Annotated in this window: 14 protein-coding genes and 1 pseudogene; 11 read left to right on the forward strand and 4 right to left on the reverse strand. The window is 75.3% G+C overall.

Translation table 11 applies throughout. The annotated features are described in order from the left end of the window. The 3 genes and pseudogenes from ACFXOZ_RS10690 to ACFXOZ_RS10700 all read left to right on the forward strand — a co-directional run. Window positions 1-1,210, forward strand: a pseudogene (locus ACFXOZ_RS10690) (hypothetical protein); the annotation flags it as partial. After that, window positions 1,207-1,389: a hypothetical protein gene (locus ACFXOZ_RS10695; RefSeq protein ID WP_380589331.1), complete on the forward strand. Its 183-nt coding sequence runs from the start codon at window positions 1,207-1,209 to the stop codon at window positions 1,387-1,389. The pseudogene ACFXOZ_RS10690 and the gene ACFXOZ_RS10695, both read left to right, overlap by 4 nt. Then, on the forward strand, window positions 1,386-2,375 hold the full coding sequence (locus ACFXOZ_RS10700) for an ABC transporter ATP-binding protein (protein ID WP_380526129.1): 990 nt from the start codon (window positions 1,386-1,388) through the stop codon (window positions 2,373-2,375). Before ACFXOZ_RS10695 ends, ACFXOZ_RS10700 begins: the two co-directional genes overlap by 4 nt. A 12-nt stretch (window positions 2,376-2,387) precedes the next feature. Here ACFXOZ_RS10700 and ACFXOZ_RS10705 read toward each other — a convergent pair whose 3' ends face one another. Together ACFXOZ_RS10705 and ACFXOZ_RS10710 are read right to left on the reverse strand one after the other, a co-directional pair. Continuing rightward, entirely contained in the window at window positions 2,388-2,570 is a 183-nt protein-coding gene (locus ACFXOZ_RS10705; protein WP_380399440.1) for a hypothetical protein, read from the reverse strand. A gap of 150 nt (window positions 2,571-2,720) precedes the next feature. Continuing rightward, window positions 2,721-4,265, reverse strand: coding sequence for an AMP-binding protein (locus ACFXOZ_RS10710; protein ID WP_380589334.1), 1,545 nt, complete (start codon window positions 4,263-4,265; stop codon window positions 2,721-2,723). A 184-nt stretch (window positions 4,266-4,449) separates the two neighbouring features. Here ACFXOZ_RS10710 and ACFXOZ_RS10715 point away from each other — a divergent pair, with 184 nt between their 5' ends. The 5 genes from ACFXOZ_RS10715 to ACFXOZ_RS10735 all read left to right on the forward strand — a co-directional run bounded on the left by ACFXOZ_RS10715 (window position 4,450) and on the right by ACFXOZ_RS10735 (window position 8,502). Beyond that, on the forward strand, window positions 4,450-5,097 hold the full coding sequence (locus ACFXOZ_RS10715) for an AAA family ATPase (RefSeq protein ID WP_380589337.1): 648 nt from the start codon (window positions 4,450-4,452) through the stop codon (window positions 5,095-5,097). An 11-nt stretch (window positions 5,098-5,108) separates the two neighbouring features. Next, entirely contained in the window at window positions 5,109-5,684 is a 576-nt protein-coding gene (locus ACFXOZ_RS10720; RefSeq protein WP_380589340.1) for an O-methyltransferase, read from the forward strand. A 42-nt stretch (window positions 5,685-5,726) separates the two neighbouring features. Next, window positions 5,727-6,269: a GNAT family N-acetyltransferase gene (locus ACFXOZ_RS10725; RefSeq protein ID WP_380589343.1), complete on the forward strand. Its 543-nt coding sequence runs from the start codon at window positions 5,727-5,729 to the stop codon at window positions 6,267-6,269. Window positions 6,270-6,375: 106 nt separating this feature from the next. Then, window positions 6,376-7,617 (forward strand): serpin family protein, encoded by a 1,242-nt coding sequence (locus ACFXOZ_RS10730; protein ID WP_380589346.1) that lies wholly within the window; start codon window positions 6,376-6,378, stop codon window positions 7,615-7,617. 132 nt (window positions 7,618-7,749) lie between these two features. Next, a complete protein-coding gene (locus tag ACFXOZ_RS10735; RefSeq protein WP_380526117.1) occupies window positions 7,750-8,502 on the forward strand; it encodes a thioesterase II family protein in 753 nt (250 codons plus the stop codon). Window positions 8,503-8,574: 72 nt separating this feature from the next. Here ACFXOZ_RS10735 and argJ read toward each other — a convergent pair whose 3' ends face one another. Then, window positions 8,575-9,729, reverse strand: a complete 1,155-nt coding sequence (gene argJ / locus ACFXOZ_RS10740; protein WP_380589349.1) for a bifunctional glutamate N-acetyltransferase/amino-acid acetyltransferase ArgJ — start codon at window positions 9,727-9,729, stop codon at window positions 8,575-8,577. Window positions 9,730-10,028: 299 nt separating this feature from the next. On the opposite strand from argJ, the gene ACFXOZ_RS10745 reads away from it, so the two are divergent. Continuing rightward, complete coding sequence (locus ACFXOZ_RS10745; protein ID WP_380589352.1) at window positions 10,029-11,267, forward strand: styrene monooxygenase/indole monooxygenase family protein; 1,239 nt, start codon at window positions 10,029-10,031, stop codon at window positions 11,265-11,267. A gap of 46 nt (window positions 11,268-11,313) precedes the next feature. Here ACFXOZ_RS10745 and ACFXOZ_RS10750 read toward each other — a convergent pair whose 3' ends face one another. Then, window positions 11,314-12,804, reverse strand: coding sequence for a carboxylesterase/lipase family protein (locus ACFXOZ_RS10750; RefSeq protein WP_380589354.1), 1,491 nt, complete (start codon window positions 12,802-12,804; stop codon window positions 11,314-11,316). A 115-nt stretch (window positions 12,805-12,919) separates the two neighbouring features. On the opposite strand from ACFXOZ_RS10750, the gene ACFXOZ_RS10755 reads away from it, so the two are divergent. Both ACFXOZ_RS10755 and ACFXOZ_RS10760 read left to right on the forward strand, forming a co-directional pair. Continuing rightward, window positions 12,920-13,537, forward strand: coding sequence for a TetR/AcrR family transcriptional regulator (locus tag ACFXOZ_RS10755; RefSeq protein ID WP_380589357.1), 618 nt, complete (start codon window positions 12,920-12,922; stop codon window positions 13,535-13,537). Window positions 13,538-13,639: 102 nt separating this feature from the next. Further along, window positions 13,640-14,686, forward strand: coding sequence for a TIGR03617 family F420-dependent LLM class oxidoreductase (locus ACFXOZ_RS10760; protein WP_380526108.1), 1,047 nt, complete (start codon window positions 13,640-13,642; stop codon window positions 14,684-14,686). The last annotated feature ends 123 nt before the right edge of the window (window positions 14,687-14,809 follow it).

Consider the following 14,809-nt stretch of genomic DNA (forward strand, 5'->3'; position numbering starts at 1 on the left):
GCTGCCGCTGCTCGCGCTGCTGATCGCCGTGACCACCACCGGTTTCGGTGCCACCGTGCTCGACACCGTCGACCACGTCCGCACCCGGGCCGCGCAGATCGCCACCGGCGGGGACATCGGCGTCTCCCTGCCCGACTACGCGACCCTCACCGAGTCCTTCACCAAGGCCGCCGACGCCCTGCCCGGCGTCCACGCCTCCACCGGTGCGTGGGTCGAGCCCAAGGCCCGCTTCGTCGGCGCCGACCAGGACTACACCGAGGCCTACCTGGTGGTGGTGGATCCGGCGGCCTACGCCGAGATCTCCCGCACGGTCGGGGTCGGCGAGTTCGACGCGGCGAAACTGGCCGGCACGTCGGGCGGCCGGGACACCCCGGTGCCCGCCCTGGTCAGCCGTGACCTGGCCAAGCGGCTGGCCGCCGGGCCGCCCCAGGTGCGCACGCCCAACGGCAACGCCCTGCGCCTGAGCGTCGTCGCGACCGTCGCGGCGACCCCGGCCCTGCCGGACCCGGGCAAGCCCTTCGTCGTGGTTCCGGCCGGTCCCGCCTGGGAGCGGCTGCCGGACGCGAAGCGGGTGAACAAGTGGTTCGCCGTCGGGGACATCGACCCCGAACGGGTCAGGTCGACCCTGCGGGACAACGGCGGCGCCCAGCCGACGGGTCTGGCCAAGCTGGTCGCGGACGACGCTGCGGCCGCCGGCAAGGGCACCCACGGCCTGCCCGTGGGGTACACGGTGCACAGCAGCGCGGAGACGGTCACCGTGCTCGCCGACGATCCGTTGCAGCACGCCGCCGAGCGGCTGTTCTGGTACGCGGCCGCCGCCGGAGCCGGCTACGCCCTGCTCGCCGTCCTGCTGACGCTGTTCCGCGCCGCACCCGACCGCACCGCCGTCCTCGCCCGCCTGCGCACCATGGGCCTGCGCCCCCGCCAAGGACTCGCACTGATCATCACCGAGGCACTGCCGCAGACCCTCGCCGCCGCCGTCGGCGGCGGCCTGGCCGCCCTCGCGGCCGTCGCCCTCCTCGGCGGCGCCTTCGACATCTCCACCCTCGTCGGCGCCAAGGTCGGCGACGCCATCACCCCCGTCCTGCTCCCCGTCCTGCTGCCCACCACCGGCCTCGCCCTGCTGGTCGGCCTCGGCATCGTCCTGGAGACCCTCATCGCCGGCCGACGCCAGATCGCCACCGAACTCCGCGCCGGGGAGCAGGCATGAAGCCGCGAGGGCCGGCCCGCGCCGCCGCCGCGGGAACCATCGGCACCGGCCGCGGCGTTCGGAGCTGCCGGACCATCGGCACCGGACCGACCGACCGGGCCGCACACGCCGACCGGACCGCACAGACAGACCGCACCGACCGGGCCGACCGGACCGTCGAGACAGGAGAGCAGCCGTGAAGAGCACCCCCCAGGAGCGGCCGGCGGTCGAGGCCCCCAGCCTCCAGGAGCTCCGGCAGCGGGCCCTGGCCGCCGCCTCGCCCAAGGCCTACGGAGCGGGCTCGGCCATCGTCTGCGACCGGCTGGTCCGGATCTTCAGCGCCGAGGGCATCGAGGTCCAGGCGCTGCAGGGTCTGGAACTGACCATCCAGCAGGGCGACCTGGTGGGCCTGGTCGGTGCCTCCGGCAGCGGCAAGTCGACCCTGCTGACCATCCTCGCCGGACTCGACGTGCCGACCGCGGGCACCGCCACCGTCGCGGGCTGCGACCTGCTGGAGATGTCCGCCAAGGAACGGCTGCGCTACCGCCGCGAGGTGGTCGGCTTCATCTGGCAGCAGACGGCCCGCAACCTGCTGCCGTTCCTGACCGCCGCCGAGAACATCGCCCTGCCGATGCAGTTGCGCGGCCGCCGGAGCGGGGGGACCGGCCCGAAGCAGCAGGCCGCCCGGGTGGCCGAGCTGATGGAGGCCCTGGAGATCGGGGAACTCGCCCACCGGCGCCCCAACGAGCTCTCCGGCGGCCAGCAGCAGCGGGTCGCCATCGCGGTGGCGATGGCCAACAACCCGCCGGTGCTGCTCGCCGACGAGCCGACCGGTGAGCTGGACTCCGAGACCGCGGGGGTGATCTTCGAGTCCTTCCGCACCGTCAATCGGGAGCTCGGCACCACCGTCGTGATCGTCACCCACGACCCGATGGTCGCGGGCGAGGTCCGCCGCACGGTGGCCATCCGGGACGGGCGGACCAGCAGCGAGGTGCTGCGCCGCACCGTGACGGACGAGCACGGCGAGGAGTCGGTCAGCGAGCGCGAGTACGTGATGCTCGACCGCGCCGGCCGGGTCCAACTGCCCGTCAAGTTCCTGGAGTCGCTCGGCATGGAGCACCGGGTGGCGGTCGACCTCGCGGCCGACCACATCGAGGTCCGTCCGGACGACCTCGCGGGGAGCTGAGGGGGCGGTTCCTCAGCCGTCGCCGCCCGTCCGCTGGAAGAGGCCGCTGCCCTCGGCCTCCTGCCGGAGGTCGGGTGGCGCGGCTCCGCCGGTGCGCTCCCCCCGGGAGGGGGCGGTGCAGCGGGCGAAGAGGAACAGGGCACCGGCCGCCGCGGCGAGGATGCCGAGTGCGGTCAGGACGCGTAGCCAGGTCAAGGGGTGCCTCCTGGGGGCGGTGCGAGGGAGCGCCGCCGGGGTGTATCGGCAGCTCGGCCCGCACGGTCGAGTGCCCACCGTGGGGTTCTTCCCGTCGGCTGGTGCGCAACAGGTGGCCTACGCGGGCGCTCGAAGCACCGGAGGGGCGCGTCACATGGTTTCGCGCGCCCCTGTGGCGATGACGGTCCGCCCGCGCCGCTCCTCGGCCAGCGTGCGCAGGGCCGGCAGGTCGGGCTTGCCCAGCCCGGTCAGCGGGATCGCGGGGAGCAGCAGGACGGTGTCCGGGACGCACCGGGCGTCCCCGCGCTCCCGGACCCAGCGGCGCAGCTGGTCCGCCGTCACCCGGGCGCGCGGAGCCACCGCGACGGCGGCGTGGACGCGCTCCAGGCGGTCCGGGTCGGTGCTGGTGAACATCACCGCCTCGTGCACGTCCGGATGGCTGCGCAGCGGCTCCTCGACCTGGTGGGGGAACACATTGTGCCCCTCGACAACGGCCATCGCGTCCCGTCGGCCCGCCACCGTCAGATAGCCCGCCGCGTCCAGGCTGCCCAGGTCCCCGGTGTGCAGCCAGCCCTCCCGCAGCACCCGCGCGGTCAGCTCCGGGTCCCGCCAGTACCCGGCCATCGCGGTCGGGGTGCGGACGCAGATCTCCCCGGTCCGGCCCGGCGGCAGCGGCGCGCCCTCCTCGTCCAGGATCCGCACCCCGGTGTCCGGGTACGGGCGCCCGGCGGTGCTCAGCAGCCTCGGGTCCAGGTGCTCGTCCGGACTCAGCCGGGAGACCGGCCCGCACTCCGTCAGGCTGTACGTCTGGTGCAGCACCCGGCCCAGCCGCCGGGTCGCCTCCGCCAGCCGGCGCGGCGAGGGCGGACAGCCGGTGTAGCCGACCCGGCGCAGGCTGCCGGTGTCCGTCCCGGCCAGCAACGGGTGGTCCAGCAGCCGGTAGAGCAGGTGCGGCGGCAGGTACACCCGGGACACCCGGTGCCGCTCCACGGCCGCGAGCACCTCCTCGGCCGCGAAGCCCTCCTGCAGCACCACCGTGCCCCCGGCCGCCAGGGCGAGGTCCGCACTCGTGCCGCCGCCGTGCGCGAGCGGGGTGCAGAGCAGGAAGGACGCCCCGGACAGCAGCGCGGGCCGGGGCGGACGGGCGAAGCGGCGCAGCACGCCCTTCGGCCGGCCGGTGGTGCCACTGGTGAACCGGATCGCCATCACGTCCTCGGGGCGGCAGCGCGGCTCCAGCGGGGCGGCGGAGCAGGCCGCGGCGAGCTCGACGAGGTCCGTGCCGAAGGCCGTCGGGCCGAGGGCGAACACCCCCGCGGCGGGCAGCGCCCGCGCCACCGCCCCGGCCGCCGCGGCGTACCGGAGGGGGTCGAAGACCAGCGCCGCGGTCTCGGCGAACCCGGCCAGCGCCACCACGTCGGCGACCGGGAGGTCCGGGCCGGGCATCGCCACCCGGCAGCCCAGCAGGTTGGCCGCCAGCCGGACCAGCACCGCCTCCGGGGTGTTCCCGGCGAGCACGGTGACGCCGTCCCCGCGCCCGAGCCCGGCCCGGTCCAGCGCGCGGGCCGTCCGGAACACCGCGTCCAGGCACTCCCGGGCGGTCAGCGCCGTGGTGCCGCGGGACAGGGCCGTCCGCCCCGGATCCCGCGCGAGTCCGTCCAGCACCAGCCCGGTGTACGTCCCGCCGGCCTCTGTCATGCCCACCCTTCCGCCGTCTGACGAGGCGTCAGTCTAGGGTGCGGCGCCACCACGGGTGCCCGGTGGGTGGGGCCCGCTCCGTACGACGGTGCGGGCGCCCGGCTTGTTAGGGTCGGCGGTCGATCGGACAGGGAACAGGGGAGCGGTGGACAGCGGCGAGTCGGGGACGACAGGGACGGCGGAGATGACGGGGGCGGCGGTGCTGGCGCCGCGTGGGGTGCTGGACCTGCGGGGTGCGGCCGGGGAGCGGTTCGTCGTGGAGTACCCGGCCGGGGCCGTGGTGGTGGTCTCGGGCCTGCCCGGGGCCGGCAAGAGCACGCTGCTGCGCCGCTGGTCGGCCGGCGGCGGGGCCGCGACGGTGGACCCGCGGACGGTGCACGAGGCCTGCGAGGCGGTGATGCCCGCGCGCCTGCCGTACGCCGTCTACCGGCCGTGGGCGCGACTGGAGCACGTCCGGCTGCTGCGGAGCTCGGTGCGGCGCGGTGGACCGCTGCTGGTGCACGACTGCGGCAGCCGCGCCTGGATGCGACGCTGGCTCGCCCGGGAGGCCGGCCGGCAGGGCCGCGAACTGCACCTGGTGCTGCTCGACGTCGGCGCCGCCACCGCCCTCGACGGCCAGCGGGCCCGCGGACGGCACGCCTCCGCCCGGGTGTTCGCCCGGCACCACCAGGGCCTGGCACGGCTGTCGGCGGCGTTCACCCGGCACACCCGGTCCGGCGGACCGCCGCCGACCCCGGAGGCGGCCTCCGTCCTGCTGCTGGACGCCGTCTCCCGGTCGAGGGCGGAGACGGTCGCCTTCGGGACGGGCGGCATGATGGCCCGGAACCGGTGAAGGGGTGGCGGATGGTGGACGACGGGGAACGGGGCGTTCCCGAGCGGGTGTTGGCGGCCGAGCGGGGCGCCGCCCGGCTGGGGTTCGGGAAGAGCTGCACCCGGGAGGTCGGCCGGCTGCTGGCGTTCGCCGCGGCGGCCAAGCCGGGCGGGACGGTCGCCGAGAGCGGCACGGGTGCGGGCGTCGGTACGGCCTGGCTGCGCAGCGGGCTCGGGCCGGGCGGGCGGCTGGTCACGGTCGAGCGGGACGGGCGACTGGCCCGGGAGGCCGCGGCGCTGTTCGCGGGGGACGAACGGGTGCGGGTGCTGCACGGGGACTGGCGGCTGCTGGCGGAACACGCGCCGTTCGACGTGTTCTTCTGCGACGGCGGCGGCAAGCGCGACGACCCCGACCGCGTGGTCGACCTGCTCGCCCCCGGCGGCCTGCTGCTGATGGACGACTTCACGCCCTCGCCGCACTGGCCGCCCCGCTACGGCGGTGAGGTCGACCGGCTGCGCCTGCACTACCTGACGCATCCGGCGCTGGCGGCGAGCGAAGTGCTGACCACGCCCGGCAGTTCGGCCGTGCTGGCGGTGCGACGGGCCTGACCCCGGCCCGGTGGCGGGGATGAACGGGGGGATGATGGGCGGATGGTGACGATCGAGACCTCCCGGCTGGTCCTGCGGCGCTGGCGCGAGAGCGACGTGCCGGTGATGGCCGAGGTGCACGCGGACCCCGAGGTGATGCGGTGGATCGGCGACCGGCGCGTTCTCGGCCCGGAGCTGAGCCGGGCGGCGGTCGAGCGGTGGGAACGGGCCTGGGAGGACGAGGGGTTCGGCCTGTTCGCGGTGGAGCTGCGCGAGACCGGTGAACTCGCCGGGTTCGCCGGCCTGGCGGTGCCGCTGTTCCTGCCCGAGGTGCTGCCCGCCGTCGAGATCGGCTGGCGGCTCGGCCGGTCGTTCTGGGGCCGGGGCATCGCCACCGAGGCGGCGACGGCGGCGCTGCGGTTCGGCTTCGAGGACTGCGGGTTGGAGCGGGTCGTCAGCATCGCCCAGATCGGCAACACCGCCTCCGAGCGGGTGATGGCCAAGCTCGGTCTGCGGGTCGAGCGGGAGACCACCGTCCCCGGCAACGGCAACGCCGTCCGGGTCCACGAACTGACCCGTGCGCGGTACCTGGGCCGGGAGTCCTGACCGGGAGTCCTGACCGGAGAGCCCCGGCCGGGAAAACCGCTGGCCCTGCCCGGTGCGACGGTCCTAGAGTCTGCGCGCACCGGAACCAGCGAGCACGGGGGAGCAGATGAGCAGGGCCGAGGCCGTACGGGCCGCGAACGCGTTGGGGGAGCGCTGGGTCGGGGAGGCCGGTCTGCGGCAGGGGTCCGTCCTGATGCCGGCCGGCGTCTGGCCGCTGCTCGGGCTGCTGGCCCCGGCCGGAAGCGCCCCCGTCCAAGGCGAGTTGGCGCAGGCGCTCGGGGTGCCGGCCGCGGCCGCCGCCGAGCGCGCCCGCGAACTGCTCGGCCTGTTGCGGGACATCCCCGCGGTGCGCTCCGCGCTGGGGGTCTGGACCGACGACCGGCTGCGGCTGCGCCCGGAGTGGCGGGCCTCCGTCCCGGCGGACCTGGTCGGGCGGTTGAGCGGTGACACGGAGCAGGACAAGAAGCTGCTGGACGCCTGGGCGAGCGAGCAGACCGACGGAGCGATCGACGAGATGCCGGTCGGGTTGAACCCGGACAGCCGGCTGGTGCTGGCCTCGGCGCTCACCCTGCGGACGGACTGGATCCGGCCGTTCCAGGACTTGGGGGGAATCGGCGGGAACCACACGGACGACTGGGGCCGGCCTGTCCGCTACCTGACCGGGGCGACGCGCCTGCTGGACCGTGCAGCCCTGCTGGAGACGCCCGCGGGCCCGGTCACCGAGTTCCAGGTGCTGGGGTACGGCGACATCACCGTGCACCTGCTGCTCGGCGAGCCGACGGCCGATCCCGGCAGCGTGCTGGCCGCCGGGATCGGGTCGCTCTCGCAGCGCCACCGCCGCACCACCGCCGACCGGTTGCCGGTCGGCACCACCGGCCCCGGGCTCTCGGTCGGGGCGCTGGCGCGGTACGAGCCGGAGGACCTGCTGACCGTGGGCGTCCCGCAGTTCACCGTGGCGGCCGAGCACGATCTGCTGGCCCGCAAGGAACTCTTCGGGCTGACGACGCTCAGCACCCCGTCCGCGACGGAGGACCGGCTGCCCGGCCTCCAGGTCGGCGGGCTGCCGCTGTTCGCCGACAGCGCGCGCCAGAAGGCCACCGCGACCTTCGGCGCCCGCGGGTTCCGGGCTTCCGCGGTGACGGCGATCGGGATCATGGCGGGCGGCGCCGCGGCCGTGTCGCGGCCGCCGTTCCTGCAGCGCCACGTCAGCGTGGAGTTCGGCGGCCCGTTCGGCTTCCTCGCCGTCCACCGGCTCTCCCGGCTGGTGCTGGCGGCGGGCTGGGTGACCGAACCGGACGCGGCCGTGGACCCCAGGGGAGACTGGTCGGAGGAGGACGAGGACTGGTGAGGACGGGCAGGTGTCGGCGCGGTGTCCGGAGCGCCGGAATCCGGGTCGCCCACCGTAACCGCCCCCGGTGGCGCGGGTGCACTGCGAGACTGGGGTGAGCAGAGTCCGTCACGGAGAGAGGTCACACCCCGCATGCCCAGCAGCGCAGCCGTCGACAACCCGTGGTTCCGCCGGTTCAACCCGTCCGACTTCGCTCCCGCCCGGATCGTGATCTTCCCGCACGCCGGCGGATCGGCCAGCTACTACATGGACTACACCAACGCGCTGGCGCCGTACGCCGACGTGCTGGCCGTCCAGTACCCGGGCCGGCAGAACCGCTACGCGGAGCCGACGATCGACTCGGTGCCGGAACTCGCCGAGCAGGTCTACCAGGAGCTGCGCGGCTGGATGGACCGCCCGGTCGTGTTCTTCGGGCACAGCATGGGCGCGGCGGTCGCCTTCGAGGTCACCCGCCGCTTCGCCCGGGACGGCCTGGCCGGGCCGGAGCGGCTGTTCGTCTCGGCCGGCCGCGCGCCGTCGCTGCCCCGGGACAGCGCGGTGCACCTGAGGTCGGACGACGGCATGCTGGAGGAGATCGTCCGGCTCGGCGGTACGGACGAGCGGATCCTCGACGTGCCGGCCCTGCGCGAGCTGATCCTCCCGGCGCTGCGGGCCGACTACACCGCCATCGAGACCTACCTCGCCGCGCCGGACGCCGTCGTCCCGCAGCCGATCACCGCCCTGGTGGGGGAGAGCGACGCCAACGCCACGGTGGAGCAGGTCGCCCAGTGGGAGCGGCACACCACCGGGGGGTTCAGCCTGCGGGTCTTCCCGGGCGGGCACTTCTACCTGGCGGAGCAGATCGACGCCGTGGTGCGGCTGCTCACCGCGCACCTGCGGGGCTGACGGTACGTCCCGGCCCCGCCCCGGCCCGGGTTCCGGCCCCGTCCCGACGGGGAGCGGGGCCGGGCCGGGGCGTCAGGTGGTGTAGGCGGAGTTGAGCCGGACGTACTCCTCGGTGAGGTCGCAGCCGTAGACGGTGAAGGCGCCGTCGGCGATGCCCAGGTCGATCCGGATCACCACCTCGTCGCCGCCGAGGTAGCGGCGGGCCTGGTCGAGCAGGGCCTCGCCCGGCTCCTCCGGGTACATCGGGAGCTCGTCGAAGCCGATCCGGACGGCGGCCGGGTCGATGTCGGTCTCGTCCCGGAGCTTGCCGACGGCCATGGTGATGCGGCCCCAGTTCGGGTCGGCCCCGTGCACGGCGGCCTTGACCAGCGGGGAGTTGACCACGCTCTTGCCGACGCGCTTCGCCTGGGCGGCGTCACGGGCACCGGTCACCCGGACCTCGATCAGCTTGGACGCGCCCTCGCCGTCCGAGGCGATCTCCCGTACGAGGTGCAACGCGCACTCGTCCAGGGCCTGTTCGAAGGCGGCCGGGTCGACCGGGCCGGCCAGTCCGTTGGCGAAGAGCGCCGCGGTGTCGCTGGTGGAGGTGTCGGTGTCGATGCTGAGTGCGTTGAAGGTCCGGTCCATGACGCGCCGGAACAGGGTGTCGAGCCGGTCGGCGGGAAGGTCGGCGTCGGTGAAGAAGAAGGTCAGCAGGGTCGCCATGTCGGGTTCGATCATGCCGACGCCCTTGGCGATGCCGACCAGGACGGCGTCGCCGCAGCGGACCCGGACCTCCTTGTGGCGGGTGTCCGTGGTCATGATGGCCTTGGCCGCCGCGGTGTAATCGGCCGCCGGGAAGGGCCAGTTCAGGGCGGAGAGCCCGGCGCGGATGCCGTCCATGGGGTACGGGCGACCGATCACGCCGGTGGAGGCGATGACGAGTTCCTCCGGGGGGATCCCGACGATCCCGGCGACCCGGTCGCGCACCTCGGCGGCGCTGTCCGCCCCGGTGCGCCCGGTGGCGACGTTGGCGTTGCGGGACAGCACGACCATCCCGCGACAGGCCCCGAGGGCGGCCGCCCCGCGGCTGAGCAGGACGCTGGGGCCGGCGAAGCGGGAGCGGGTGAACACCGCGGCCGACCGGCAGGGGACTTCGGAGACGACGGCCGCGAAGTCGTCCTCGACGTCCTTGAGGCCCATGTTGGTCGTGACGGCGCGGAAGCCGCGGGGTGCGACGGGCTGCATGGTGGATCGATCCCTCTCCGAGTGGTCCCGGTGCGGGGCGCGGTGGGCGGCCTCGAACCGGGAGTCGGTGAATAGATTTGCGGAGAACTGAATACATCAAACATCTCGGCGTGGTCAATGAGTTGTCTCACTGCATGACTATGCGAACGGGTTCGACGGTCGGAGCAGCTCGGGAGAGGGCTCGGGGTTCCGTCGCGTCCGGCCCCTGCCGGTGGCCCGGCGGCTCGACTACTGTGCCTGGTTGATGGACCGTCAACGGATCGTCAACGGATCGTCGACAGAGCCCGGGAGGCCGCCGCATGCGCCGGATCGCCGTCGTCGGAGCGGGCCAGGCCGGCCTCCAGCTCGCGCTCGGGCTGCTGGCCGACGGCTGCGAGGTGACACTGGTCGCCGAGCGCACCCCGGACCAGCTGCGGGACGGGCGGGTGCTGTCCACCCAGGCGATGTTCGGCCCGGCGCTGCGGATCGAGGCGGCGGCCGGGCTGGACCTGTGGGCGGCCGAGGCCCCGGCGGTGCACTCGGTGGACGCGGCGCTGGTGGTGCCGCCGGGCGTCCGCGCGCTGGAGTTCACCATGACCCTCGACGAGCCGGCCCGGTCCGTCGACCAGCGGATCAAACTGTCCCGCTGGCTGGAGCTGTTCGCCGAGCGCGGAGGCTCGGTCGAGTACCGCTCCCTGGACCGCGCCGGACTGCACGAACTGGCCCGCCGGCACCAGCTGACCGTGGTCGCGACCGGGCGCGGCGAGCTCGCCGGGATCTTCCAGCGCGACCCCCGTCGCTCGCCGTTCGACCGGCCGCAGCGCGCCCTGTCCTGCCTCTACGCGCACGGCGTCGGGGCGCCCGACCCGGCCGCCGGGCCCAGGGCCCGGATGCACGCCCTGCCCGGCCTGGGCGAGCTCTACCTCCAGCCGGCCCTGACCCTGACCGGCCCGTGCGACATCCTGCTCTGGGAGGCGCTGCCCGGCGGCCCGCTGGACGTGTTCGGCGACGGGCCCGCGCCCGACGTCCACCTCGACCGGATCCGCGCCCTGCTGGCCGAGCACCTGCCCTGGGAGGCGGAGCTGTGGCGGGAGGCCGAACCCACCGACGCCGGGGCCGGGCTGTCGGGTGCGGTCACCCCGACCGTCCGCCGGCCGGTGGCCGAACTGGGCTCGGGCGTCGACGCCGTGCACGTGCTGGGCATGGGCGACGCGGCGGTGGTCAACGACCCGATCACCGGTCAGGGCGCCAACGGCGCCGCCCGCGCGGCGCAGGCGTACCGGCGGGCGATCCGCGAGCACGGCGACGCCCCGTTCACCGCGGACTGGATGTGCCGCACCGCCGAAGGGTTCTGGCAGCGGCACGCCCGCCACGCCGTCGACTTCACCACGGCCCTGCTGACCATGCCGGACCACCTCCAGGGCGTCTTCGCGGCCGCGGCGGAGCACCCGGAGGTCGCCCGTCGGCTGGCCAACACCTACGCCGAGCCGAGCGACCACGCCGCCTGGCTGGCCACGCCCGAGCTGACCGCCGGGTACCTGGCCTCGGTCGGGCGCTGAACGTCCATACGGGCGGGGGGAGGACCCCGCCCGGGCCGGGGGAGCGTCAGAGCAGGTCGAAGCGGGTCGGACCGCCCTGCGCCCAGATGCCGCGGGAGGCCTGGTCCGGGTAGCGGACGGTCTCCGAACGGGCGCTGAGGACCCGGGTGAGCTGCTGCTCCGGCTCGTGGGCGGCCCAGCCCGGGTCGCCGGTGCCGACGAAGCGGACCCAGGCCTGCTGGAGCTCCCGGGAGACCGCGACGGCCTCCGGGGCGGGCGGGTCGCCGAGGAAGTGCCGGCCCATCGGGCTGTCCAGGGAGCCGAAGGCCAGCGGGACGTCCAGGCCGTGGCAGGCGCCGAACGCCCCGTCCAGGGCCGGGGCCGGGTAGGCGAGTTGGAAGAGGTGGGAGGTGCCGCCGGCCGCCGTGTTGCCCTCGGCGAGGTGGAGCGAGGGGATCCGGAACAGCGCGTCGGAGAAGACGGCCCCGACCAGGGTGTCGGGCGTGGCGCCGGGGAAGGCGGCGCGGTAGGCGTCCGGGCCGCCCGGGTGCGGGGCGAGCAGCGCCAGCGCGGTGCGGGCGTCCTCCTCGGTGAAGGCGCCGTGCCGGCCGGCCAGGACGGCGAACAGCCGGAACTCCTCCCGGGCGTGACCGACCAGCAGCTCGATGCCCTCGGCCCGTCCGGCGGCCAGTGCCGTCCAGGGCTCCTCGGTGAGGAGCTCGCCGTCGACCACCGGCACGGTGGGGACGCCGGTCTGGGCGAGCCGGCCCCAGCGCGCGAGGTGCCCGGGGAGGGCGGCGCCGAGCCCGGTGACGGCCTCGGCCAGCTGCCAGGGGTCGGTGCCGGCGAGGCCGGCCGCGGTGGGGGCGGCGCCGAGCCGCTCCGCCAGGGCGGCGGTGATCTCGGCGGCCAGCGCGGGGGTGGCGAGGTTGCCGCCGACGGAGTGGGCGATCGCCCGGTGGAACAGGCCGCGGGCCCGCGGCACGGCCAGCAGCGCGGCCACCGAGGAGGCCCCGGCCGACTGGCCGGCGACGGTGACCCGGGCGGGATCGCCGCCGAACGCGGCGATGTTGTGCCGCACCCACTCCAGGGCCGCGATCTGGTCGAGGAAGGCGCGGTTGGCCGGGGCGCCGTCGAGGAGGGCGAAACCCTCGGCGCCCACCCGGTAGTTGACGGTCACCACGACCAGGCCGGCCCGGGCCAGCTCGGTCGGGTCGTACAGCGGGTCGCCCGCGGTGCCGGAGATGAAGCCGCCGCCGTGCAGCCAGACCAGCACCGGCAGCCCGGCCGAGTCCGGGTGCGGGGTGCAGACGTTGAGCGTCAACCAGTCGGTGCCGGTGGTCGGTTCGGCCTGGAGGGGGCCGGACTGGGGGACGACGGGGCCGTACGCGACGGCCTCGCGGACGCCGTCCCAGGGCTCGGGCGGTACGGGGGCGGCGAAGCGGAGCGGGCCGACCGGGGGCCGGCCGTAGGGGATGCCGCGGAAGGCGGCGAGGCCGCGGTCCACGAAGCCGCGGACGGCTCCTGCGGTGGTGCGGGCGACGGGCTGCACGAGCACGGGACGCTCCTCCCTCGGAATGCCTCCAGCGTTGTCGGTCAGTTGTATTATGTCAAGCGTATGGAAAAAGCCGGTCGGAACGGGCCGGGCGGGAGCCGTCGAGGAGTGCCGGGACATGCCCAAGCAGGTGGACCACCGGCAGCGCCGCGAGACCATCGCCCGCGCGCTGTGGCGGATCGTGGAGCAGCGCGGCACCACCCAGCTGACCCTGCGCGAGGTAGCCCGGGAGGCCGGGATCTCGCTCGGGCAGCTCCAGCACTACTTCGCCTCCCGGGCGGAGCTGCTCGGCTTCGCGATGGACCTCGCCGGGGAGCAGAGCGGCCTGCGGGTCGCCCGGGCGCTGGCCGGGCTGGGCGAACGGCCGCACCCGCGCGCGGTGCTGCGGGCGATGCTGGTCGAACTGCTGCCGCTGCGGCCGGACTCGCGGGTCACCAGCCGGATGGGCGCCGCGTACGTCCTGGAGGCGCTGCACGACGAGGAGGTCCGGGCCCGGGTGCGGGGCGGGCTGGTGCAGGGGCGCGCGGAGGTCGAGCGGGTGGTGCGGCAGGCGATCGCCGACGGGTCGGTGGCGGCCGACCGTGACCCGGCGGTGGAGACGGACCTGCTGCTCGCACTGACCGGGTTCACCACCCTGCTGGAGCTGGGCGTGGTCGAGCCGGACGCCGTGCTCACCGCCGTCGACCGGCACCTGGACCGGCTGTTCGCCGGGGAGGGCCGACCGGCCGGCCCGTGACGGCGTGGCAGGCTGGGCGGGTACCGCCGCCGCGCGGCACCGCACCAGCCCGGCACCGCACGGCGCGAGCCGGACCCCAGCCCCGCGACCAGGAGCACCCGCATGGACCGACCCGCCTCCCTCCGCCTCGACGCCACCGCCTCCGGGCACCCGGCCGGCATCCTCGACGCCGCCGAACAGGCCGAACGCCGGGGCATGGACCGGCTGGTGGTCGCCGAGACCGCGTACGACCCGTTCCTGCAGCTCGCCCGCGCGGCCGACCGCACCGCGTCGATCGAGCTGGCCACCGGCATCGCGGTGGCCTTCGCCCGCACCCCGATGACGCTGGCCTACCAGGCTTGGGGACTGCACGCGGCCTCCGGCGGACGGGCCGTCATCGGGCTGGGCTCGCAGGTCAAGCCGCACATCGAGAAGCGCTTCGGGATGCCCTGGGACCGGCCGGCCGCCCGGATGCGGGAGTACGTGCACGCGGTGCGGGCGATCTGGCACAGCTGGCAGACCGGTGAACGGCTGCGGTTCCGGGGCGAGTTCTACACCCACACGGTGATGACGCCGGTGTTCTCGCCCGACCCGGTCCCCTCCGGGGTGCCCCGGATCCTGCTCGCGGGCGTCGGGCCGCTGATGACCCGCACCGCCGGGGCGGTGGCGGACGGCTTCCTCGCGCACCCGTTCTCCTCCACCGCCTACCTGACCGAGCAGGTACTGCCCGGGCTGGTCGAGGCGCGGGCACGGGCGGAGGCCGAGGGGGCGGAGTGGACCGGGCGGCCGTTCGAGACGGTCGGCAATGTGCTCACCGCCACCGGCCGGACCGAGGAGGAGCTGGCGGCCAACCGGGCGGGGGTGCGCGAGCGGCTGGCCTTCTACGCCTCCACCCCGGCCTACCGCCCGGTGCTGGCGCAGCACGGCTGGGAGGGGTTGCAGGAGGAGCTGCACACCCACTCGGTGCGCGGGCGCTGGGCCGAGATGACGGCGCTGGTCTCCGACGAGGTGTTCGACGCCTTCGCGGTCTCCGGCACGGTCGAGGAGGCCGCCCGGGAGATCCACCGCCGGTACGCGGGGCTGGTCACCCGGCTGTCCGTCAACCTGCCCGAGGACGCGGATCCGGCGCTCGGCCTGGACGTGCTGGCGGCGGTGCGCGCGCTGGGCTGAGCGGAAACGGTCCAGGAACTGCCGTGCAGGGATGGTGATCGGTCGTGAACTGATCAAGATGCGTCACATTCGGGCAAGCCGCCCTCGGTGGTCCGCCCGGGAGGGAGGATCACGCTGAGCAGG

This window comes from Kitasatospora sp. NPDC059160, from assembly GCF_042755465.1.
GTDB lineage: Bacteria > Actinomycetota > Actinomycetes > Streptomycetales > Streptomycetaceae > Kitasatospora.

Excerpts from the sequence above, each read along its gene's own strand:
- ACFXOZ_RS10715 (WP_380589337.1), top strand. The coding sequence starts at position 4,450 with ATGACGGGGGCGGCGGTGCTGGCGCCGCGTGGGGTGCTGGACCTGCGG.
- ACFXOZ_RS10760 (WP_380526108.1), top strand. The coding sequence starts at position 13,640 with ATGGACCGACCCGCCTCCCTCCGCCTCGACGCCACCGCCTCCGGGCAC.
- ACFXOZ_RS10725 (WP_380589343.1), top strand. The coding sequence starts at position 5,727 with ATGGTGACGATCGAGACCTCCCGGCTGGTCCTGCGGCGCTGGCGCGAG.
- ACFXOZ_RS10745 (WP_380589352.1), top strand. The coding sequence starts at position 10,029 with ATGCGCCGGATCGCCGTCGTCGGAGCGGGCCAGGCCGGCCTCCAGCTC.
- ACFXOZ_RS10720 (WP_380589340.1), top strand. The coding sequence starts at position 5,109 with ATGGTGGACGACGGGGAACGGGGCGTTCCCGAGCGGGTGTTGGCGGCC.
- ACFXOZ_RS10710 (WP_380589334.1), bottom strand. The coding sequence starts at position 4,265 with ATGACAGAGGCCGGCGGGACGTACACCGGGCTGGTGCTGGACGGACTC.
- ACFXOZ_RS10730 (WP_380589346.1), top strand. The coding sequence starts at position 6,376 with ATGAGCAGGGCCGAGGCCGTACGGGCCGCGAACGCGTTGGGGGAGCGC.
- ACFXOZ_RS10755 (WP_380589357.1), top strand. The coding sequence starts at position 12,920 with ATGCCCAAGCAGGTGGACCACCGGCAGCGCCGCGAGACCATCGCCCGC.
- argJ (WP_380589349.1), bottom strand. The coding sequence starts at position 9,729 with ATGCAGCCCGTCGCACCCCGCGGCTTCCGCGCCGTCACGACCAACATG.
- ACFXOZ_RS10695 (WP_380589331.1), top strand. The coding sequence starts at position 1,207 with ATGAAGCCGCGAGGGCCGGCCCGCGCCGCCGCCGCGGGAACCATCGGC.
- ACFXOZ_RS10735 (WP_380526117.1), top strand. The coding sequence starts at position 7,750 with ATGCCCAGCAGCGCAGCCGTCGACAACCCGTGGTTCCGCCGGTTCAAC.